The sequence below is a fragment of the Staphylococcus arlettae genome, from assembly GCF_002902345.1.
Lineage (GTDB): Bacteria > Bacillota > Bacilli > Staphylococcales > Staphylococcaceae > Staphylococcus > Staphylococcus arlettae.
In genome coordinates this window covers 197,619-219,699 of record NZ_PPQB01000019.1, presented here as the reverse complement: position 1 = coordinate 219,699, position 22,081 = coordinate 197,619, and the positions used below count along the sequence as shown (strand labels likewise).

The following is a 22,081-nucleotide window of genomic DNA, read 5'->3' as shown; positions in this document are numbered from 1 at the left end:
TTAATATAGCATTGTTTTTTTATAAATCATACCTCTGTTTACAAAACGAAAAAATTGCTCACTAATTACAAAAATTATCACAAGCTTGCAACAATAAAGGGTTCAAAAGTGCACATCAATTTTGTAAAATTGCTGTCATCTTCTAAACCCTAAAAGTTAAAATCATATTCACCATGATTTCCATAATATATATGCTTCACATTAAACATCTTATAGTTAAATTACCTACCTATTTATTTCAATCCATTTCACTAATTCATGCAAATTATTTACTGCAATTGTAGGTTTCACACCATTATCATCAAATAAGTCATTGCGTCTATTAACCCAAGCTGTATCAAAACCAAAGTTCTCAGCTCCTGTAACGTCCCACGAATTTGACGACACAAACAATATTTCACTACGTTTTACTTTATAATAATTTAATACTAATGCATAACTGGCTGGACTTGGCTTATATTGTTTAACTTCGTCGACACTCATAACTGAATTAAAGTATTCAGCGATTTCAGAGTTATCCACTAATGCACGTAACATATTATCATTTCCATTAGACAATATAGCTAAATCTAATGGCTTGTCATTTAACTCAGCTAGAGATTTGGGCACTTCTTTAAAGTATTCTAAATTTTGATAACCATTAAACAATTCATTAATATCATCTCTATTATACGGTACATTATAAACTTCTAAAGTATGTCGTAATGCATTTTTGGTAATTTCATCATATCTTGTATAACGTTCCATAACTTGACGTAGTGTTGCATGATATAATTGTGTCTTACGCCATAAATTAGTTATTTCTGTAGCATGTTCTTTGTTTAACTCTCCAACTTTATCTTTAATTGACATAACATCAAATAATGTGCCAAAAACATCAAAAACAATAACTTTATACATAAAATACCCCTTTCTCTACAAAACAATCCGTACTTATTATTTATCACTAAAGTTAAACGTTGAAACAATTTTTTAATTAATTTTAATACTAAAAAATAAAAGGTAAAATGTATAATCATAAAATGATACATTCTACCTTTTATATTTAAATAATTACATTAACAATTAATATAAATCCTAATCCTAATATAGATAATATAGATTCTAATAAAGTCCATGTTAAAAATGTTTCTTTCATGCTTAAACCAAAATACTCTTTAAACATCCAAAATCCAGCGTCATTAACATGTGAACAAAAAATACTTCCTGCACCTATAGCAAGCACAACTAATGAGAGATTAACATCTACGGTTTGTAATAAAGGTAATACAATACCAACTGATGATATAGCTGCAACTGTAGTAGAACCTAATGCTACACGTAAAATAGCTGCTGCTAACCATGCTAATACAAGGGGTGACATTTGTGAGTCATGAAATAATTGTGAAATAGTGTCGCCAACACCACCATCGATTAAAATTTGCTTAAATGTACCGCCACCACCGATGATTAACAGTAGCATGGCAATTGGAGTAATAGCATTTGAGACAGTGTCCATTATTTGATTCATTGTTTGTTTACGTCTGATTCCCATAGTATATATAGCGATCAAAACTGCAATTAACATCGCCGTTGTAGAAGAACCTATAAAATAAATAAATCCTTCTAGACCTTGAGCGTGTCCGTCTTCATTACCTGTAATCAATTGAACAACTGTCGCAAATAACATCAATACTACAGGACTTAGAGCCGTTAACAAACTTAGTCCAAAACTTGGCATCTCTGATTCATCGATATTCTTAATATCACCCGTAACGGCTTGATTCCCCTCTTTTGCAAAAGCGCTTGGTGCCAATTTATACGCAATTTTAGGAAAAATACCACCAACGATAATTGCTAATGGAATACCAATAATGATACCGTACATTAATACATGGCCGATATTCGCATTTAGTGCTTCAGATATTGCGACTGGTCCAGGATGTGGTGGTAAAAAACCATGCGTTACAGCGATTGAAGTCGCCATAGGTAAACCTACAGATAAATTAGAAATCGACATTCTTTTAGCTAGTGTAAATACTAATGGTACTAATAGAACAAAAGCAACCTCTAAAAATAAAGATATTCCGATAATGAATGATGCAATAATCATTGCCCAAGTAACATATTTTTTACCAAATGTATTAATTAATGTGTCAGCAATGCGAGTAGCACCGCCACGATCGGATAATAATTTACCTAGGATGGACCCTAATCCAAAAATAATCGCGATATGTCCTAATGTATCGCCCATCCCTTTTTCAATAGTTTCTACAATTTTATCTATAGGCATCCCTAAAATCATACCAGTTGCCATAGAAGTAATAATTAATGCTATAAACGTATTTAATTTAAAGACCATGATTAATATTAGTAATATGGCTACGCCTATAACGACACCTATAATTGGCCAAAACTCTCCCAACATAAACATCCCAACTTTCATTTTTATTTATTTAATTGATATACTTCAGTTAATGTTTCTGTAGCTCCAACATTTCCTGGGAAAATAACATATGGCATATTTTCATATTTTGCTTCACTACCAGTTAGCCAAATTGGTACGCCTTTAGTAATTTGGCCAATAACTGTCGCTTTTTTAATATTCAATCCTTTAGTGGCAACATCACTTGAAGTAATACCGCCTTTTGCGATAATGAAATTAGGTTTAAGTGTTAAATTACTAACAATTTCGACTAAACAATTAGAAATATTTGTCGATATACTTAAATTATTAGTTAAATCAGCTGTCTTAATTACATCTCTAGACGTATAAACAACAACGTCTTCACCTTGTGCAATCAACCTTTCGACCTGTGCAATGATAGATTTTATATAGTCAGTTAAACTTGGTTTTGTTACTTCTGTCACATCAAATTCAATAGTCTGAATATCGGAATGAGCAATTAAATGATTCAACTGATCCGATGATTTTTTGACATGTGATCCTACAATAATAATGCCGCCATGTGAATTGTCACTGACATCATTTAAATTTATAATTTCTCCAGGTGTTTCACATATTGCTTTTACAAATGATGCTGCTGTACGGAACATAAATTGCTTTTTATGTGTACTTAAATAAGAAGTAAGACAAGCTACAAAGAAATCTAAATCTTCATCATTTAATGCATCAACAACTACTGCATCAAAATGTTGCAAGTCATCGAAAAGTGACATTATCGTCTCACTCTCACGATTACGCAATTGTTGTAAAGTAATGTGATATACATCGTCTGACTTGATATCACCATTACTTTTTTCTGCTATAAAATCATCCATACGTTCAGCACTAAAGCCAAATGTTGTATCTTGTGCAAATTCACTGTTGGCTACCGGAATATAGGCATCATCTTCTTGTAAATAATGTATTCCGTTATACGTATACCTTTGTCCTTCGAAAAATGCTGGTATATAAAATACGCCATCAAAACCATGACTTGCGCTATCATTAAGCACTTTAGGTTCAAGATAAAAATGACCGCGTAACGTTGAGTCACCTCTACTAATAACTATAAAAGGTTGATTTAATTCTTTAGAAATTTGTTCAATGTTCGTCATTATTTCTTTATGCACAATTGTAGTTTCTTCTTGATTAAGCGCACGGGAATTAGTCAAAATATAGAACATTTGATTTGCTTGTTGAAAGCCATCTTTAATGTATTCTAATGACCAATCTGTATAAACTGGTAAATCTTTCACAGTTTGTGTACCAGTAGGATCGTCATCTAACACAATTATTTTATACGTTAAACTTTCTAAACCTTTGTCTATTTCATCTTGTTTTTGTTCTAAAATTAAGTTTTTATTTAGCATATTTCCACCTACATATTGTTGATTTTTTCAAAATATTTAATAATTCCAGAGTGATCATTAAGACCATTGCCTGCAATTACTTCAGCTTTGTAAATTTCTTTTACTTGGTTAGTTAGCGGTAACGTTAAATCAACTGTATCCGCAGTAGACACTACATTTTTTAAATCTTTCAGATTAATGTTTAAAGTGCCACCAGCTTGATAATTTTGCTCAATCATTTTTGGAAATTTAGCATCCATCACAGAAGAACCGGCCAAGCCATCTTTAATAGCGCTGTACATCGCTTCTAAATTGATATCAAATTTTTTCGCTAACACCACTGCTTCTGATAGTGCTGAAATGTTCATATTAACGATTATTTGGTTCGCTAATTTTACAACACTACCAGCTCCAACATCTCCTACTCTAATAACAGATTGTGCTACGGGATCTAATATTTTTGTGATGACATCTAAGTCTACTTCTTTACAACCTACCATGACCGATAGTTCTCCAGTGATTGCTAATGGTTCCCCACCACTTACTGGTGCATCAACATATTTCACATTTTTTTCTTTTAACACTTTACTTATTTCCAATGACTCATTGGGCGTTAACGAACTCGTATCAATTACATGTTTTACTGCAATATCTTCATACTTTAATACAGCATTTTCTCCACTATATAATACAGCTTTAACAATAGCCCCATTTGGCAATGACGTAATTAAACAGTCAACTTGCTGTGCTATTTCTTTAGTTGTTGCTATCACAGCACCATATTGTTGCATTTCTTGTTGTGCTTCATTATTTACATCATTTACTAAAACTGTTTGTCCTGCTTTCAACAAATTTTTCACCATAGGTTTCCCCATAATTCCTAAACCAATAAATCCAATTTTCATATTTTTACCTCCACTGAAAACGTTTACATATTATTGTATACCAAAATAATTAAAATGTATACATTTTGTTCTAATTTTTTTTATAGTACACTATGTATAGTGAGGTGACAGTAGTGAAAAACGTAGAACAATCTATTTATCAAAAAATCAGAAATGACATAATTAACGGGGATTTAATTCAAAATGAAAAAATAACAGAGACTAAGTTAGCTAAAAAATACAATGTTAGTAGAACTCCTATAAGAGAAGCATTAACACAATTAGAATTAGAATATTTTATTAAAGATGGTTATGTCTTTATACCGACATCAGAAGAGTATCGTCAAATTTTCGAAATGAGAATACTGCTAGAATCTTACGCTTTGCGGAAGGCAGCTGTAGTGTATACCGAAGAAGATTTATTAGAATTACAAAGTTATACCGAAATTGATATGGATTCCTTAGAAGAAGAACAAATTATTCAAACAAACGATGCTTTTCATAAAAAAATTATGGCAGCTACTAATAATCAATTTATCTTAAACAACTATCAAAAATTACAAAGTTATATTTATTTGTTTAGTAAAACTGTTATAAACAAACGTAGACCTGGCTTAATTGAGGAACATGCAGAAATAGTTGCCGCCTTACGTAATAGAAATACTGATAAAGCTGTAGCATTATTAGAACAGCATTTGAACAATGATTTAGAATTCAGTTTATATTACTTAAATAATAAATCTTGATGTATACAAGCCACAGTTTGTTAAACTTTTGTAAATCTTCACTTTTCATGCTTTTTTTACTTTTAAAGTGGTTATAAATAAGTAAGAGAGGATGTGGAGATAATGAGCAAACAAATTTTCTTGGATATCGTAAACCTTTGTAGTATCGGCTTGTTTTATTTATTACTTATTGTCTTAACGCTATTTACATTAGATTATTTTAATATGCACACAAGTGGATCTTTATTTTTATTATCATTAAGCTCTATGACTGTTATTCAAATATTTAACCATGCGGAATTTAATGGCTTACTCACACTATTTTCACTTGTAACTGTAGTTGTTATTGCATGCAAATCAATACACCTCTATATCATGGAACGCTAATCGCAATAAGATATTGAGTAAAGAAATTATACGGTTTGCCAGTACATCTTCAAACATATTTAATCTTGTTTATATTCGATAAAAATTATATAATAATCTCGAGGATGGTAAGCGCAAACATTATAGTTTATTATAGTCTAAATTATTTACTTTGCTTTAGCGCACCTAAATCAATTGCTCATATAATCAATGTTATACCATTCTCAACAATGGTCTTACTCAGACTGATTGGACAGACTTAAAACTACCTTCAGGCAGTAGTTTTAAGTCTTTTTTATGTTAATTAACTTTTTAAAATTCCCCCACTTTTTTTAGTGCAACACTATAAAATTTTAATCACTTTTTTAATAATTTTCTCCTTTACCATTACAACGATTAAAAATATTAGTATTTACTATGTTTTTATTAATCTTTCTTGTAGACACTCCCTATAGATTGTTTAAAACGGTACACTTGATATAAATGAAATTATAATTTGAGGTATTTACTAATGAAAAGTACACTTACCATCCTTCATCACATCAAAGCGCCTATGCGTAGATGCTTAAATGAAGTTATAGTTTTACTGCCTTTAGCGGAATCTAATATCGTCAATATTAATGGCAATCTCCACACTTTTAAGCATGGTCTAATTATTAATCACGGTGACCTTTACCAACATGTACAGACAAATTATCTACTTTCGTTATCCATACCATTAGCATCGTTTATTGAACGTGATGCTTTATTCTCCCATAGTTATCTAGACTATAATTTAATTCGGTCAAAAACTAAGTTACACCAATGGTTAACTTATTACTTAAAAACCAAATTTATCGATAAAACCATCGACACATCAATGGTATCTGACGTTATAACTTTATTACTAGCTGAAGCACAAATTAAATTACAACAACCTTATTTACCTGTTTGCAATGTTACTTCTAAATTATTGAAAAATATTTTGGTATTTATTAATAATCACATTACTGAACCGTTATTAGCCAAAATATTAGCCCAACGTTTTTATATTTCACAGTCTTACATCTCAATACTTTTTTCCACACATTTACAAATGCAATTTAAACCTTATATTACAAGTTTAAAAATTAAGCAAGCGCTCATTGATTTATTGACTGGACAGCATAATATACATGATTTAGCACTAAATTATAGTTTTTCCAATGTTTCAACCTTTTCTAAACAGTTTAAAAAATATATTCAGTTACCACCTAAAAAATTTTTTTACTACTACAAGTATCACAATAATATGGATCAAGATAGCTTGACTATTTCACCTATTAGCCATCAAATATGTCTAAGTCTACATAACTACATGTATAATATTACGACACCTAAATCATATACTTTAGAGTTGCAGCACAATTATCCTACGATGTATTTCAAACCACCGCAGACGATTATAAAATTGGCAAATTTCCATGAATTTCTTAAGTTTACGCATACTCAGCTTGATTATTTTGACTTATCTTACCTCCCAAATCCAATTTTATATATAGAACATATTGAACACTCTATATTTAATACGATTGATAAAGCTTATTTTATTAAGTTGCTACATCAATTAAAAAGTTATAATTGCAGCCTTTTATTACCGGTAAACTCACTATTTATGTTTAATAAAATGAATGACAGTTTTCTTGTAGAACTTAAAAATGATAGTTTATGTCGAGAATACTTAAGCACTATACAACTTCTTTTTAATCCGCAACTTTTACCACTAAACAAAATTAGAGTTTTAAAAAATCTTATTTCACGGAAATATGCAGCAGTTAACTGTGGTTTATTAGTAGATGATTTCTTTCAAACCACTGACGTCACTCACAACCATATAGTGGCACACTTAAATGCCTTGCCTATGGATTTTTATATTATCAATATGGATTTAACGATGTTAGCGCAACAGTTAGCTAAAATATATAATATAGACTCAACTAACATAAAAAATATTATTGCCTATTTTCTCGATGATTTAGAAGAGCATGCACATAAATTAATTTTCATTCATTTAACCTATAATGCGTTGCAACAATATTACTCACCAACTACTAAAATCACGCATGCCCACTTAGTAGATTTTATTGTATCTTTATCTTCGCGCATACGTGGTTTAGGATTCCCGTTATACTGTGATAACCATAATAAATTAATGTTAATGACAGTGCATGAAAATTATTTACCAATAATGCATATTTACCAAATGTTAGCGCCTTTTATGAATTGTCATGTATGTCTTCATAACATGGGACTGCTTCGTAAACAACATCAAAATTATGAACTGTTAGTCCATAATGGAGATTTGATTAATAGTGATTCCGAAACATCTACTGCCCTAAATATTAATCATCATTTTCATACAACTTTTTCAGTTTTTAGCAAACTGTTAAATGATTCTTTTGGTTCAATTGATTATTTGTTACCATCAGCAAAACAAATGCAAAACTTACAACTCGACACATTTATAATTAAACAAATCAATCAATCAAACCATCCACAGTCACAGTATAAATTATTTTCCGTACATGAACCGTTAACATTTTCACTTCAATCAAATGCATTGTTATATCTCATATTAGCGCCTACTAAATAAAAGCCTGGAACATCAAGTTCATGGACAAGTAAAAAGAATCATTGTTCTTGTATCCGTCGGATTTTGATACACATCCTAATTTTATAAAAGTATTTTATTATAAAATCACATATGAATCCGACGTATTTTAGCGAGATTCTTGAGGGAACAGGAGAAACTGAAGACTTCACACTAAGACAGTGTACGAGTAAAGCATGTACAAAAACTACCCACAAGATCGGAAACTTCTTCTGTAACCTCTTATTTTATTGTCAGTAAAATCTTAATTATTAGTTATCCTAAACGCTTTCTATAGATTGGCAGGGCTTTGGGACGACTCTTGCGGGAATAGCACTTGCCGAAGACTACAGGCTGAGGCAGTGCCCGCGGAAAGCGTGCACAAAAACTGCCCACAACTCCTAAACACAAAATAGCACTCAGGTGACTTGAATTAAATCATCTGAGTGCTATTTTTCTGATATTTATGTCATAAATTTTTATATTAATTATCAAACTCTAACTTAAGAGATGGTGTAGCAATAACAAAATCTTTTTTCAATACACTAGCTTTTAACTTGTCAGTAGTTGCTAATTCATACGTCCAACTATTTTTTGTTGGTTTCTGTGATAAATAACCAGTAACAAAGCTATCTTGATATAACAATGAAGCCATACCAGTGCTCAATATATAATTGAATTCAATTGGTTCGATTGTCACAGTTAATTTGCCTTTTGTTGTTACTTTTAACATGTTTGTTAATTCATTTTCTGTTAAATAGAACGATAAATTATCAAAGTCTTTCGTAAAATATGGCGTAAATCGATAATATTTGCCATTTTGTTGCACGATAGTACTTGTTTCTTTTGCATAAGGATATTTATTACGTTTGTTCCCTATACGTTTATCAATAGTCATATTATCTATACGCATTTCTAAAAATGCATCCCAAACCTTTTCTTTTAATAAATAAGGTACGACATCATTTAATTGCGTTGTAAACTTGAAGTTAGTTTGATTGTTCACTGTTAATGGAACATACACAATTTCCTTTTTATTACGTGATACCAATTTAAGTTGTAACTGATTGGCAATTTGGTTTGGATTAATCATTGATTTTAAAAATGTTAATTCTAATGAAAATTGTTGATCGTCAAAGTTGAATTGCGTCATTTTTATGTCCGGTTTAGTAACATTTTCAAAATCAAAAAACGGTTCATGTTGTGCAAACTGTATTTGCAATAAATTTTGGTTTGCTTTGAAGTTATAATAGTGACCATTGCGATAACTTTCTTCCACTATTTGATAATGGTCAAAATCTTTTTGTCGTGCATAATACAATAATGGACGGGTTGCAGCATTTACCAACGCATCTACTTCTTTCGGCACTCTTAAAATAAAGTCACCTAAAGCTTCAATCCATTGTTGTTGCTGTTCAGCTTTAATATTGAGCGAAAAGTTTTTTGTACGTGAAAATGAAAAATGTCGATCTATAAATTTAGCTAAAATTTCATTCGTGTGCTCTAAATTACGCTGTAATATTTCATCAACAATTAGTGACATCACTTGGTAAAATTCATTAGGTGCAACATATGCTGAACTCATATGTTCACCTTCTCTTTTCGTTGCATAATAATATGATTTGTCCGCTAAAACTGCTATTTTCTGAGCGTTGATATACGCTTTCATTGTAAATAACTGGTCTTCAGCACTCTTTAATTCTTCTGGGAAATAAATGTTATTATTACGCAATAAAGACGTACGATAGAATTTAGTTGGGCTTAAAGTATAAATAATACGTGAATCAAGCAAAGTAACTTCGTCTCGTGTTTCTTGGAACATCGACTTCGGTACACCTCTACCATTAACGCCTTCCATACGAACTAAGACAACGTCCGCATTATTTTGATTTACAAATTTTGACACATCCAATAATGTATCTTTGTGGATATAATCATCTGAATCTACAAAGAAGACGTATTCCCCTTGAGCTAAATCAAACGCTGTATTTCTCGGTTTTCCTGGTCCACCAGAGTTTTGATCTAGTTGATCGACTATTAAATTCAATTTCTTTTTGTAAGACTCGACGAGTTTAAGTGTATTATCTGTCGAACAATCATCTACTACAATAACTTCAAAATCTTGTTTATTTAATGTTTGTTTAACCAAACTATTCATTAATTCTTTAATGTATGCTTCTGAATTATATGTCGGTACTATTATTGAAAATTTCATGTTACAAAGTCACCCCTAATTTAAAAAACTGAAGATACACAATAATATAATACATCGCTTACTGGTGTATACTATTGTTATCCTCAGTTTATATTATAAAAACACCGTCTACTAACTGCCAAATAAGTTACGAACTAAGCGTTCACTAGAACGGCCATCTTGATATTTAAAGTGTTTATCTAAGAATTTTGGTACTTTTTCTTGTTCAAAATCTTCGTTATCAAGCGCGACGATTAAATCGTCAAATGATTCCACAATTTTTCCTGGAACAAAAGTTTCATACGGTTCATAAAAGTCTCTAGAAGTTATATAGTCTTCAAGATCAAATGCATAAAATAGCATTGGTCGTTTGAACACTGCAAACTCATAAACTAATGAAGAATAGTCACTTATCAGTATGTCTGTAACAAATAGTATATCATTTACTTCTCGGAAGTCTGAAACATCTATAAAATACTCTTGATACTCTCTAGGAATTGTTAACTTATTTTTAACAAATGGATGCATTTTGAATAATACAACTGCATTATTCTCTTTACAATAACGTGCAAATCGTGCAAAGTCGATTTTAAAGAATGGATAATGCGCAGTATGATGTCCATTCCCTCTAAACGTTGGCGCAAATAAAATTACCTTTTTGCCTTTTATTATTGGTAATGTTTCTTCCATTTCAGCTACAATTTGTTGTTCGTATGTTTTATCAAATAAAATATCTGTTCTAGGAACACCTGTAGGTATAATATTTTGTTCTTTAATACCAAAAGCTTCGCCATAAAATGGAATATCTGTTTCAGAAGAAACAAATGCTTTAGTGTAGTTACGGTGATTCACAGAATTAAAGAATGGACCACCTTTTTTACCAGTACGACTATAGCCAACTGTTTTAAATGCACCGACTGCATGCCATACTTGAATAATTTCTTGGCTCTTTCTAAATTTCACTGTATATAATAACGGATGGAAATCATCAACAAATATGTAGTCAGCTTTACCTAACAAATATGGGAACTTAAATTTATCAATAAAATCACGACGTGCAGAAATATTAGATTTAAACAACGCATGTATATTATACGTTTTATCTAAATTTTGTCGTAACATTTCATTGTATACATATTCAAAATTACCAGACATTTCAGCACGTGAATCTGAAGTGAAAAGTACAGTGTTTCCTTTTCTCAAATGGAAAAATTTAGAAACTCCAAATATGGTTTTAAATATAAAATTACGTATATTAAATGATATTTTGTTGTACTTCAAACGATACTCTTTTATTTTTTGTTGTATTAAACTCTCTTTTGGTTGAGGCGCCTTAAATGAAATATCAATAACAAATTCATTTACTTCACTAGAAATCATAGGTGTTACCGTATAGGTTGTTTTTTTAGAATTACCACCTCTTTTAAACACATGTTTGAAATATTCTAGTAAAAAGTTATTTTTGCCATTTTTCGTTTCTAACTCTTCATATTTTTCGATGTCTGTTTCATCTAATTCATACTGAGTAGGATCTAGAAGCTTATGATTAATGTTAGCTATATAATCATATTCTCCACGGTACACAAGCAAATATTGCCCAGATGGTAAATAGTTGCCATCATTCAATATAGCAACATTAAAACGTGCTTTAAATGTTTTTCCGCTAATCTCTACATTATTTGCAGGCAACACTTTGGTTTCTGTTAAATTTCTTAGGATAAAATTACGTTTATTTAGCTCTTGTGTAGCATTTTCTACATGTCCTTCAATAAAAAGCTGAATACGCTCCCAATATATATCGTCAATGATTATCTTCGATTTACTCAATTTTAAAATCCTTTCTTATGCAATTGCATGGTCGTGTGCGTTACTTTGCAATATTTCAATATTACATCGTCCATTTTATAACAGTTTTCCCCCATGATGTTGATAAATCCTGTTCAAAAGCATTAACTGCATCATTTATCGTTTTAACTTCAAATTCATTTCCTTTAAGCAGCGATAATTTATCTACTACATCTGGATGTGCTTTATAAAAGTTCGCGACATCTTGAAAATCTTGTGCACCGCTTCTACTACTTCCAATCATTGTAATACCCTTTTCGAGTACAAGTCGGGTATTAATTTCAACTGGATATTCACTGACACCCAAAAGCGCAATACTGCCTTCAGGTGAAATTAAATCAATTATTTGATCAATGGCAGATTGACTTCCTTTACCACCTACACACTCGAAGCCATGATCAAAAGTTACATCTTCTGGCACATTATGAATATGATATACTTGCTCCACAAATGAAAAATGGCTCAGCTTAAAATCAGTTTTACCAAATACATAGATTTTCGCTTCTGGGTATAATTTATGTAATAAGATGGCAGTTATATAGCCTAAATTACCATCACCCCATATACCAAAGCTATTTTTATTTTTTATTGATTTTCGTTCAAAACGTTGAATCGCATGCCAACTTACTGAAACGAGTTCAGAGTAAGCAATCGTACTTAAATCAATATCATCTTCCACTGCAACAACACGATCGTGGTCTAAAAAGACATAATCCTGCATAAAACCATCATAACCACTCGATCTAAACTTACTACTTGGCAAATAGTTTTCCGCAATGACTTCATCTTCTTCGACAGGCATATTTGGCACCATTATAACTTTAGTCCCAATTTTATACTCGCCTTTACTATCATAAACAACTTCGCCTACACCTTCATGAATTAAAGACATAGGTAGTTTTTTTTCTAGCACAGTTTGATTTCTACTACCTGTATAATAGCGTTGATCTGCTGCACAAATTGATAAATATAACGGACGTACAATAACTTTGTCACGTGTTATATCCTCATTATTATAAGTAACTTCAATTTGTCGTGGTGCCACTAATTGATACACTTGATTAATCATATATCATCCCACCCTTAATGATAGAGTTTGCTACTTTAAGATCATAAGGTGTTGTTATTTTAATGTTGTATAATTCTCCTAATACTAGGTTTACTTTTTTGTTAGACACAACTAATATTTTGCAAGCGTCTGTGAGAATTTTTTTCTCATCTGCACTTAGCTCATTATAACTATCACGTAATAAATTTATATTGAAAGATTGTGGCGTTTGCCCTTGATACATCTTATCTCGAACAGGGATTTCATCAATTACCTGTCCACCTTCAGATGTGATGATAGTATCTGTTGCTGTTATAACTGTATCTACTGCGCCATATTTAATAACATTATCAATATTTTCTTTAATAATACGTCTTGTTAAAAATGGACGCACTGCATCATGAGTAACAATTACATCTTCGTCTGTAATTTTATGGTCTTGTTCTATAACATTAATTATACTCATAATGGTTTCATTTCGATCAGAACCACCTTGTACCACTTCTACACGCTCATCTGTAATATGAAATTTACGTAATGTATCTCGTGTATGTGAAATCCATTTTTGAGGCGTAGCAATGTATATTTTATCGAACTCACTCGTTAATAAAAATTTTTCTACTGTATGCACAATGATTGGCTTCCCATCTAAATCTAAAAATTGTTTTGGTAACGGAACATTCCCCATTCTGGATCCGACGCCACCTGCTAATATACCCGCATATATCATATGTATTTCCTCCTCTGTAATAATTCATTTAAGTAAACTATCAAACATGTATACCGAAAGCTACTTGTATTTTAACTCCATATATACCTTCCATGTCCTACCTAGACAGTTATTTTGTTCAAGTGACTCAAAGAAATTTAAGTTGTGTTAGGCTTGTGATTATCATCATCATACCAATTATCATTTTTCTTTGCTAGTTATATCCATTTAATTTAAACCTATTTAAATGGTAACTATTTACTATTATTAAAGCATAGATACTGGTTTCACTTGTAATTGAATAATTGACTCACCTTATATGTCAACATCTCGATTAACTAAATATACGTTATACTATTCCCGATATTTATTAAAATAAAAGTTGTTCAAATAAAAAACTTCTATCGCACTAACCATTCGGTTTGTACGACAGAAGTCATTAAAGTCTATATTATCTGTTACCTACGTCTTGTCCTATTTCAACAGTCTTATCATTTTTATTGTAAATGACACCTTGTACACTGCCAAAGTTTGGATCATTACGCTTTTCTTCTACACTATATCCAAGACTTTTGAAGACATTAATATCTTCATCACTCATAGCATTTTCATAAAATACAGTAGATCCATCATTATAAAATCTCGGTTTATCGATAGATTCTTGTAAAGTCCCATCACCTCTTAAGTAATCAACCAACACTTCATTAAGCGTTGTAGGTATTTTGTTACCACCAGGTGTTCCTATACCCATATAATAATCGGATCCCACCACGATAGAAGGTGCTGTGTATGACCGTGGAATCTTATGCTTACCATGGAAGTTAGGACTATTCGGGTTGTTAGAGAAGTTAGACAATGAATTATTCATATAGAAACCTTGTTTCATATATTTACCTGAGCCAAAGAAACTAGATAGTGTGTTTGTTGTACTAGTCATTTTACCTTGCTTATCTACTACAACAAAATGAGTTGTACTCGTGTTATCTATATTATTTGTATTGAAGTCACTACCCATACTAGTATTCATATTCAACTCATTTAATTTACCAAGTAAGTAATCTTGTGATAAATATTCATCATAATCTTGATCTTGTCCATTCACAATGTCTCTATTGCGATACATTAAAGCACGTGATTTTAAAATACCTGTAATATAATCGGTACGATTTTCGGGTGTTGTAGCATTACCAGTTGCTTCATCCACTTTTAAACCTTGTAACATTAATGTCCCACCTAATGGGTTAGAGGCAGAGTATATTTTATGATTTAAGTACGTCGTACTCACCGGTTCTTTCTTTTCAGTTTTATAACTTTCAAAATCTTTTTCTGTTAATTTATCATCTAATTGACTGGATATTTTATCACCAATTTCATCATAAAAATATTCTGGACCATTGTCGCGAATACCTTTTAACGTTTTAGCTAACTCCGGTTGTTTGATGACATCACCTTCGCGTTTTGTTTTTTCATCATCAAAGAAAGGAGAATCTCTATCAACATCAGAACCATAAAGTTTCAAACTTCGTTCTAATTCTGAATCTACTTCAAAACCTTCTTCGGCTAATGGAATAACATGATTTAAAATATCTTTTTCAGACATTTTCCCAGCATCTTTATGTAATGTATGCATGCCATCTACAAATCCTGGCGTACCAATTTTATCCCCTTTTTTATATTTAAAAGAAGAGATATCTTTATATTGCCACTGTTTAGGTGGTACATTTTCTTGTCCATCATAATACAACATGGCACCACCGCCACCTAAACCAGAAGAGTGAGGCTCAGTCACCGCCAATGCATATGAAACACCTATTGATGCATCAACTGCGTTACCTCCATCTTCAATAATTTTATTACCCACTTTGGTAGCAATAGGATTGTTTGACGCTACACCATACTTCTTATTCGCATTTGTTTGGTTATGATCTGCAATTTTATTTTCATATAATTCATCTTTATCATAATTATCTTTTTTGGTAATCATAAAAAAGAGTATCGATATAAGCATAGTTAAAATCAATATGACGATGAGTGTTTTCTTATTGTATATACTCATATTAGCTTGCCCCTTTAGATAAATATTGATGGTGTTTAGCTTCTAGTTCGTTTTGTTCATATTTATCTAAACCTTCATTGGCATTTGCAAACACAATCATCAAGAAAATAACTAAAATGATTGAAATTACCGTAATACTTAACCAATTATTTTTTAGGTTCATAATGGTAGCCTCCTTTCTCTTTTTTAAGATTAATAGTGTCACTTTCAAGTGTGTTTAATAATTTCTTTTCTTCTACCTTATTTGGATTTGCTTTAGAAACTTTTCCAGCTTTCGAACGTAATGGGGTTACTTTAAAGTCTGATGTTTTACCATTCCAATTTTGTTGTACTGCTAATCCTTGTTGGTTTTTTGAAAGGAAGTTTTCAGATGTTACGTTACCTAAACTGTAGAAGATATCAGTATCTTTATATTTTTCAATTTCTTGTACTACTGTATTATGGCCGATAATAACATCTGCACCAGCATCTGCTAACGCGTGCGCATATTTTTGTTGGCGTGTTGTTACATGTCTTTCATCTGGTATCCCCCAGTCAACATTAACTACAACATAATCATTTTGTTCTTTTAATTTCTTGATTAACGGTATAAATATGCTTGGTTCTAAACTAATTGATGTTGTATTTTTTAATGTATCACTGTAATCTGACTCAATATCAGTAAAGGAGACATTAGCTACCTTTTTACCTTTAATATCTTGTTGTACTGTTTTACTATTGATTGGATTAGAACCATTCCCTGTTAAGAAGTTATATCCTGTCTGTGCTTCAACTGCTCTTTGTAAATCTCGTGCTTGCACGTTATCTAATGTTTCATTTATCAAATTAACACTTTTCATATTCAATGATTTCAAATACATGATATTATCAATATTTTCTTGCATATTCACTTTTTGATCATCTGAAAATTGGGACAAATGTAAACTAGTTGTTGAATAATCACTTCCTTTCAAGATATCTTTAACTGCACCAAATGTGTCATTTAGATTATTTTTTCTGATATGGTCATTCATATTGATATTTCCTAGATAAGTCATCCTTAATTCATTATTAGGTTTAGCCATTACTTCTACTGGTGTAATTTTTTGTGCTTTCATAGCAAATATCAATAACACTACAGCAATAATCAAAATAATTGAAGTGTACATCAAATTATATTTTTTATGCCGCTTCGTCCATTTCAGAACACGTTCATCTATTGTAAATCGTTTTGATTTCTTCATATTCCATGCTCCTAACTAGTTGATAAAGCTGTAAAAGAATAGGATGACATATGTAATACATGTCAGTAACATACATGTAGATAATGTGATAATTGCACCTTGCTTTTGAATTGTATTCGCAATAATGCCAGGAATTACCACCCCTATGCCGGACATTTCAACCATCTCAAAGGGGGTTATGGGGTACATCAAGTCAAATATAAATTTCAGTACCATACCAGTTAAAATCATTGCCGCAAACTTCCTACGGCCGTATAAAATAACCACCCTACTAATTCCATGATTGACTATAAAATATGTAATACAACTGATAATTAATACTGATAATAACATTATCGGTTGATCGAAAATTAACGCTAGATAACCAGGAACAACTAAGCCCGCTGGACTAATACCAAATTTTTCTGCAAATAGTAGACTTAAGACGATGCCTACAAACAATGAAAAGTATAACTCTGAACCTATCATATTATTTTATCCCTTCTATGAATTCTGCTATTTTTTTACCTGGGCCATGAATATTACCCACACAGAACACTAACGCATTTTCACATTCTTGATATAACGCTTGTTCTATTTCTTTAAAGTCACTACCTTCAAAATTCAAATAATTTTTTTCTGGATATTGTCGCATCACATCAGTAACCATTTGCGTACTTTTACCTGTACAAATCAACGTATCAAATGGCACATCTTCGATAAAATTTTCAGCAAATGCTTTTGTTCTATCCACCCTATCCGCACGACAATTCAAAATAATAATCCGTTTACTATATGGATAGTTATAAGATTCAATTTTATTTAAAATAGCTTTAGTTGATTGTGGTTCGTTGGCTGCAAAAGCGTTAACATAGACATTAGTTGTTTGATTTGCATTGAAATATTTCACTTCAACTGCTCCAGAATCTGGCGGTGCATCTAACATACCTTGTAGTGCTACATTTCTATCTATACCTAATGCCTCTGCAACTCCCATAGCAATCGCAACATTATCAGGGAAAACTAAATAATCAAACTCTCTTAAAAATGATTCAGGTACTTCATCTTTATCTACAACAATAAGTTTCGTTTTACGTCGTTTCGCAACTTTGGCGAAATATTCCGTATAGTCATCTTTCATGACAACAAGATGTCCTTTATACGGTATGGTTGCTGTAAATGCCTCAGCAACTTCCTTTAATGTAGGCCCTAACACATCCATATGGTCTTCCATCACATTCACAATAACTCCAATATTGGCTTTTACCAAATCCCTTTGGAATGTGATTTGATAGTCTGGGTTAACCGCCATACATTCATTTACGAGTGCGTTCGCTTTTTGTTTTACTACTTTGCGAATAATATCACGTTGCTCACCTATATTAGCCCCTTGTGGCTTTCTATATACCGGATATTCTCTTGGTGTAAACCAATACAGCATACGTGCATCTGTGCCAGTAGTTTTACCAATGACTCGATATTGATCTTCACGTAATGTTCCATAAATTAATCTTGTAATAGTGGATTTCCCCCTAATACCATTAATATTAATTCGAACCGGGATTTTGGATAATCGCAAGGAATGTTTCTTTTTTTCTACAATTCCTAACCATAATATTAAGCCAACGCAAATGATGATAAGTAACAAACTTAGTCCCTCTCTTCGTTAAACACAGTAATTGTATTGCTTTTATTTTAAGGTGAAAAATTAATTGCCGACGGTATAAACGACTTCGTGAAATATTTAAATCGTAAATAATTAATTTCTACCATCTATTAACGCTATGCTACCATGCAGTTATTTAGCTAGTTTTAATCGTATAAATTACAAGTAAATAAATTGTAAAGTTAAATTTACAATTCCATTTAATATCTTATCAACACTAATTTAATACGACTTTAATAATCATTCAAAAAAATGAAAATATTTTTTTAATTTTTTGAAGGTAAAATATAAAGCAATAAAAATTCACTTCAAGAAATATAATTTTTACTAGATTTTTACAATCAATTAAAGTTCACGTGTTACCTTTAAGTTGAAACATATCATATACTTATTTTGGAGGTAAACATGAATAAATCTGTAAAGTTAGCTGTTGCAATTTATCTTGGTGCAATTCTAATTGTTTGTGGTGGTTATTTGATTATGATTTTAGTCGGCAGTGTCCAAGGAAATGATATGCGAGGTTCTGTTTTGGATGCGGATAACACAAAAAATATTGAAAACATCGATTACAATGAAAGTGCAACTAAGAAGACTAGTGTTAAATTAAATGCTTTGCCTTCGACTATTGAATTACCAAATGAAGTAAAAACTAATATTCAACAAAATACAACGGCGTCATTCAGTCAGCCTGCTTAAAATATGATATAAACATTCCAGTTCATAATATACAAAGTATTGAACGATTCCTTTTATTTTATATTTATGATTATTTTTCTATATACTAGTAATCAAAGGTTAAATTTTATAAAACAAAGGGGATTTTTATATGAGTAAATTTAGTGAAAATGAAAAAGTTCAAATTTTGAGAGATTTAGTAGAAATTAAATCCGTAAATGACAATGAGCTGGAAGTATGTAACTACTTACATCAACTGTTTTCTCGTTATGGTATAAAATCTGAAATTATTAAAATAAATGACACGCGTGCGAATCTTGTAGCTGAAATTGGTTCAGGTAGTCCTGTCTTAGGTGTTTCTGGTCATATGGATGTCGTGTCAGCTGGTAATGAAGAGAAATGGACGTATGATCCTTTTAAACTTACTGAAGTTGATGGGAAATTATACGGTCGTGGCTCTGCTGACATGAAATCTGGTTTAGCTGCTTTAGTAATTAGTATGATAGATATTCATGAACAAGGTTTATTAACCCAAGGTACACTCCGTTTACTCGCTACTGCTGGAGAAGAAATAATAGGTGAAGGTGCGAAAGCATTTCACTCAAAAGGTTATATGGATGATGTTGAGGCACTATTAATTGCTGAGCCTTCCGAAGATCGTATTATTTACGCACATAAAGGCTCTATGGATATTCGTGTCAGCTCTAACGGCAAAGCGTCACATAGTTCTATGCCTGATTGGGGCTTCAATGCCATTTCTCCATTAGTAGCATTCATCTATAAAGCAGAAGAACAGTTTTCACAATTTAACCAAACTAATGATTTATTAGGTAAACCCTTAATGAATGCCACATTATTCAGTGGTGGTACTCAAGTAAATTCTATACCTGAATACGCTGAAACTGAATTTAATATTAGGACGATACCTGAACATGATAACAAGCAATTTATATCCTATTTCAATGATATTCTAAAACAAATCGAAACAACTCAAACAGACATTACAATTGATACTTATATGTCTAGACCTCCTGTTTATACTACAGGTGACAATAAGTTAGTGAACTTAGCATATGAGCTGGGCCAAACGTATTTAAATACTGATTTAGAAACATTAGCTTCTCCTGGCGTTACTGATGCTTCTGATTTATTAGTAGGTAAAGATGAAAACTTCCCATTTATTATGTATGGACCAGGTTTAATAACTCAAGCACATCAAGTAGATGAGCATGTGGACAAAGAAAAATATTTAACTTTCATTAATTTATATACAGAATTTATTCCACGCTATTTATCAGCACATTAAGACACAAAATAGGTGACTGTTTTTGAGACGCTATAGTTTGCGTCTTAACGACAGTCACCTTTTAATATATTATAACTATAAAATTATTGCGTTGTTGCGCAGTCTCACCTTAAATTTAATTGTCGCAGTTGAAACTGCTTTGGTGTTTCTTGATAGTGCGCTTTAAATGCTTTAATAAAATAACTCGTTGTGGCAAAACCACAATTCATGGCAACTTCTGTCACAGAGTATGTTGCTAATAACAACTGTTCTTTACTTTTTTCTAAACGATAGTTTAATAAATAGCTAAATGGTGTGTAACCTACATATTTTTTGAAGAGCTTGATGGTCTCTGCTTTGCTCATATGTATGTGCTCACTTAAATCAGTTAATGTTATCTTATGATGATAATTTTGTTGCATCAATGTTATCAAGTGTTTTATACGATAATCAAATTGATAACGCTGTTGATTCACATGTTGACCCATGTAATCGTATAACCATTTTAAGCAATTATAATAGTAGTTTAATATCGTTAGTTGATAATGTGTAGACTGTTGATCATACGTTTGACCTGCATTTTTAATAAAACTAAGTATATCTTCATATTTAGTTTCACTTTGACGAAGTACAATATATGGTATGTGCTGGGTATGTTGCAAAATATAATCTACATATTCAAATTCTACATATTGACTTATGTGAGGTAACTCCACATTCCAACAGTAATATTCAGTATATGGTTGTTGTTCAGCTATTTCATGGATAATATTAGAATTAATAAATATCCCGTCTCCTGCATTCAAATAATGCTTACTTCCACTAATGTGTACTATCAATTCACCTTTTATGACATACATAAATTGTAATGCGTGATGCCAATGTAAAGGTATATAACCAAACATAATATCTGTCATCACATTATGCAGTATGACATGTTTCCATTGCTTATCTGGATAGTGTATTAATTCTTCTTGTTGTTCATTTATAATGATTGGCTCCGGCATGACCTCACCTCAATATTTTGCTATTTTCGACTCATTT

At 31.4% G+C, this 22,081-nt stretch carries 19 protein-coding genes; 5 read left to right on the top strand and 14 right to left on the bottom strand.

What is annotated here, in order from left to right; translation table 11 throughout:
* Positions 1–225: 225 nt before the first annotated feature.
* The 4 genes from CD036_RS10075 to CD036_RS10060 form a co-directional block, all read right to left on the bottom strand.
* A complete protein-coding gene (locus CD036_RS10075; RefSeq protein ID WP_103388561.1) occupies positions 226–900 on the bottom strand; it encodes a haloacid dehalogenase type II in 675 nt (224 codons plus the stop codon).
* Between the two features lie 145 nt (positions 901–1,045).
* A complete protein-coding gene (locus tag CD036_RS10070) occupies positions 1,046–2,407 on the bottom strand; it encodes a gluconate:H+ symporter (protein ID WP_103388560.1) in 1,362 nt (453 codons plus the stop codon).
* A gap of 20 nt (positions 2,408–2,427) precedes the next feature.
* Positions 2,428–3,795 (bottom strand): four-carbon acid sugar kinase family protein, encoded by a 1,368-nt coding sequence (locus tag CD036_RS10065; protein ID WP_002509552.1) that lies wholly within the window; start codon positions 3,793–3,795, stop codon positions 2,428–2,430.
* 8 nt (positions 3,796–3,803) lie between these two features.
* Entirely contained in the window at positions 3,804–4,679 is an 876-nt protein-coding gene (locus CD036_RS10060) for an NAD(P)-binding domain-containing protein (protein WP_103388559.1), read from the bottom strand.
* Between the two features lie 113 nt (positions 4,680–4,792).
* Between CD036_RS10060 and CD036_RS10055 the strand changes: the two genes are divergently transcribed.
* From CD036_RS10055 to CD036_RS10045, 3 genes are all read left to right on the top strand, one after another.
* Positions 4,793–5,404 (top strand): GntR family transcriptional regulator, encoded by a 612-nt coding sequence (locus CD036_RS10055; RefSeq protein ID WP_021459587.1) that lies wholly within the window; start codon positions 4,793–4,795, stop codon positions 5,402–5,404.
* Between the two features lie 102 nt (positions 5,405–5,506).
* Positions 5,507–5,770, top strand: a complete 264-nt coding sequence (locus tag CD036_RS10050) for a hypothetical protein (RefSeq protein ID WP_002509555.1) — start codon at positions 5,507–5,509, stop codon at positions 5,768–5,770.
* Between the two features lie 490 nt (positions 5,771–6,260).
* Positions 6,261–8,360: a helix-turn-helix domain-containing protein gene (locus tag CD036_RS10045; protein ID WP_103388558.1), complete on the top strand. Its 2,100-nt coding sequence runs from the start codon at positions 6,261–6,263 to the stop codon at positions 8,358–8,360.
* Between the two features lie 481 nt (positions 8,361–8,841).
* Here the strand turns inward: CD036_RS10045 and CD036_RS10040 are convergent, their stop codons facing one another.
* The 9 genes from CD036_RS10040 to pgsB all read right to left on the bottom strand — a co-directional run bounded on the left by CD036_RS10040 (position 8,842) and on the right by pgsB (position 19,059).
* The gene (locus CD036_RS10040) at positions 8,842–10,572 is read right to left on the bottom strand and encodes a glycosyltransferase family 2 protein (protein WP_103388557.1); all 1,731 of its coding nucleotides are present in this window, start codon (positions 10,570–10,572) and stop codon (positions 8,842–8,844) included.
* 111 nt (positions 10,573–10,683) lie between these two features.
* Positions 10,684–12,378, bottom strand: coding sequence for a teichoic acid ribitol-phosphate polymerase TarL (tarL, locus tag CD036_RS10035; RefSeq protein WP_021459589.1), 1,695 nt, complete (start codon positions 12,376–12,378; stop codon positions 10,684–10,686).
* A gap of 61 nt (positions 12,379–12,439) precedes the next feature.
* A complete protein-coding gene (locus CD036_RS10030) occupies positions 12,440–13,465 on the bottom strand; it encodes a ribitol-5-phosphate dehydrogenase (protein ID WP_021459590.1) in 1,026 nt (341 codons plus the stop codon).
* Positions 13,458–14,174 (bottom strand): D-ribitol-5-phosphate cytidylyltransferase, encoded by a 717-nt coding sequence (locus CD036_RS10025; RefSeq protein WP_002509560.1) that lies wholly within the window; start codon positions 14,172–14,174, stop codon positions 13,458–13,460. Before CD036_RS10025 ends, CD036_RS10030 begins: the two co-directional genes overlap by 8 nt.
* A gap of 430 nt (positions 14,175–14,604) precedes the next feature.
* Positions 14,605–16,209 (bottom strand): gamma-glutamyltransferase, encoded by a 1,605-nt coding sequence (locus tag CD036_RS10020; protein ID WP_103388556.1) that lies wholly within the window; start codon positions 16,207–16,209, stop codon positions 14,605–14,607.
* A gap of 1 nt (position 16,210) precedes the next feature.
* Positions 16,211–16,372 (bottom strand): hypothetical protein, encoded by a 162-nt coding sequence (locus tag CD036_RS13180; protein ID WP_002509562.1) that lies wholly within the window; start codon positions 16,370–16,372, stop codon positions 16,211–16,213.
* Positions 16,356–17,432 (bottom strand): CapA family protein, encoded by a 1,077-nt coding sequence (locus CD036_RS10015; RefSeq protein ID WP_103388555.1) that lies wholly within the window; start codon positions 17,430–17,432, stop codon positions 16,356–16,358. The genes CD036_RS13180 and CD036_RS10015 overlap by 17 nt, the downstream gene beginning before the upstream one ends.
* Before the next feature lie 15 nt (positions 17,433–17,447).
* On the bottom strand, positions 17,448–17,900 hold the full coding sequence (gene pgsC / locus CD036_RS10010) for a poly-gamma-glutamate biosynthesis protein PgsC (RefSeq protein ID WP_021459592.1): 453 nt from the start codon (positions 17,898–17,900) through the stop codon (positions 17,448–17,450).
* 1 nt (position 17,901) lies between these two features.
* Positions 17,902–19,059, bottom strand: coding sequence for a poly-gamma-glutamate synthase PgsB (gene pgsB, locus CD036_RS10005; protein ID WP_002509565.1), 1,158 nt, complete (start codon positions 19,057–19,059; stop codon positions 17,902–17,904).
* Positions 19,060–19,482: 423 nt separating this feature from the next.
* On the opposite strand from pgsB, the gene CD036_RS10000 reads away from it, so the two are divergent.
* On the top strand, positions 19,483–19,773 hold the full coding sequence (locus CD036_RS10000; protein WP_021459593.1) for a hypothetical protein: 291 nt from the start codon (positions 19,483–19,485) through the stop codon (positions 19,771–19,773).
* Between the two features lie 130 nt (positions 19,774–19,903).
* Positions 19,904–21,058 (top strand): ArgE/DapE family deacylase, encoded by a 1,155-nt coding sequence (locus tag CD036_RS09995; protein WP_002509567.1) that lies wholly within the window; start codon positions 19,904–19,906, stop codon positions 21,056–21,058.
* 104 nt (positions 21,059–21,162) lie between these two features.
* Here CD036_RS09995 and CD036_RS09990 read toward each other — a convergent pair whose 3' ends face one another.
* A complete protein-coding gene (locus CD036_RS09990) occupies positions 21,163–22,044 on the bottom strand; it encodes an AraC family transcriptional regulator (RefSeq protein ID WP_002509568.1) in 882 nt (293 codons plus the stop codon).
* Positions 22,045–22,081: the final 37 nt, after the last annotated feature.

Coding starts and splice junctions, on each gene's coding strand:
- CD036_RS10075 (WP_103388561.1), bottom strand. CDS start 900: ATGTATAAAGTTATTGTTTTTGATGTTTTTGGCACATTATTTGATGTT.
- CD036_RS10070 (WP_103388560.1), bottom strand. CDS start 2,407: ATGTTGGGAGAGTTTTGGCCAATTATAGGTGTCGTTATAGGCGTAGCC.
- CD036_RS10065 (WP_002509552.1), bottom strand. CDS start 3,795: ATGCTAAATAAAAACTTAATTTTAGAACAAAAACAAGATGAAATAGAC.
- CD036_RS10060 (WP_103388559.1), bottom strand. CDS start 4,679: ATGAAAATTGGATTTATTGGTTTAGGAATTATGGGGAAACCTATGGTG.
- CD036_RS10050 (WP_002509555.1), top strand. CDS start 5,507: ATGAGCAAACAAATTTTCTTGGATATCGTAAACCTTTGTAGTATCGGC.
- CD036_RS10045 (WP_103388558.1), top strand. CDS start 6,261: ATGAAAAGTACACTTACCATCCTTCATCACATCAAAGCGCCTATGCGT.
- CD036_RS10040 (WP_103388557.1), bottom strand. CDS start 10,572: ATGAAATTTTCAATAATAGTACCGACATATAATTCAGAAGCATACATT.
- CD036_RS10030 (WP_021459590.1), bottom strand. CDS start 13,465: ATGATTAATCAAGTGTATCAATTAGTGGCACCACGACAAATTGAAGTT.
- CD036_RS10025 (WP_002509560.1), bottom strand. CDS start 14,174: ATGATATATGCGGGTATATTAGCAGGTGGCGTCGGATCCAGAATGGGG.
- CD036_RS10020 (WP_103388556.1), bottom strand. CDS start 16,209: ATGAGTATATACAATAAGAAAACACTCATCGTCATATTGATTTTAACT.
- CD036_RS13180 (WP_002509562.1), bottom strand. CDS start 16,372: ATGAACCTAAAAAATAATTGGTTAAGTATTACGGTAATTTCAATCATT.
- CD036_RS10015 (WP_103388555.1), bottom strand. CDS start 17,432: ATGAAGAAATCAAAACGATTTACAATAGATGAACGTGTTCTGAAATGG.
- pgsC (WP_021459592.1), bottom strand. CDS start 17,900: ATGATAGGTTCAGAGTTATACTTTTCATTGTTTGTAGGCATCGTCTTA.
- CD036_RS10000 (WP_021459593.1), top strand. CDS start 19,483: ATGAATAAATCTGTAAAGTTAGCTGTTGCAATTTATCTTGGTGCAATT.
- CD036_RS09995 (WP_002509567.1), top strand. CDS start 19,904: ATGAGTAAATTTAGTGAAAATGAAAAAGTTCAAATTTTGAGAGATTTA.
- CD036_RS09990 (WP_002509568.1), bottom strand. CDS start 22,044: ATGCCGGAGCCAATCATTATAAATGAACAACAAGAAGAATTAATACAC.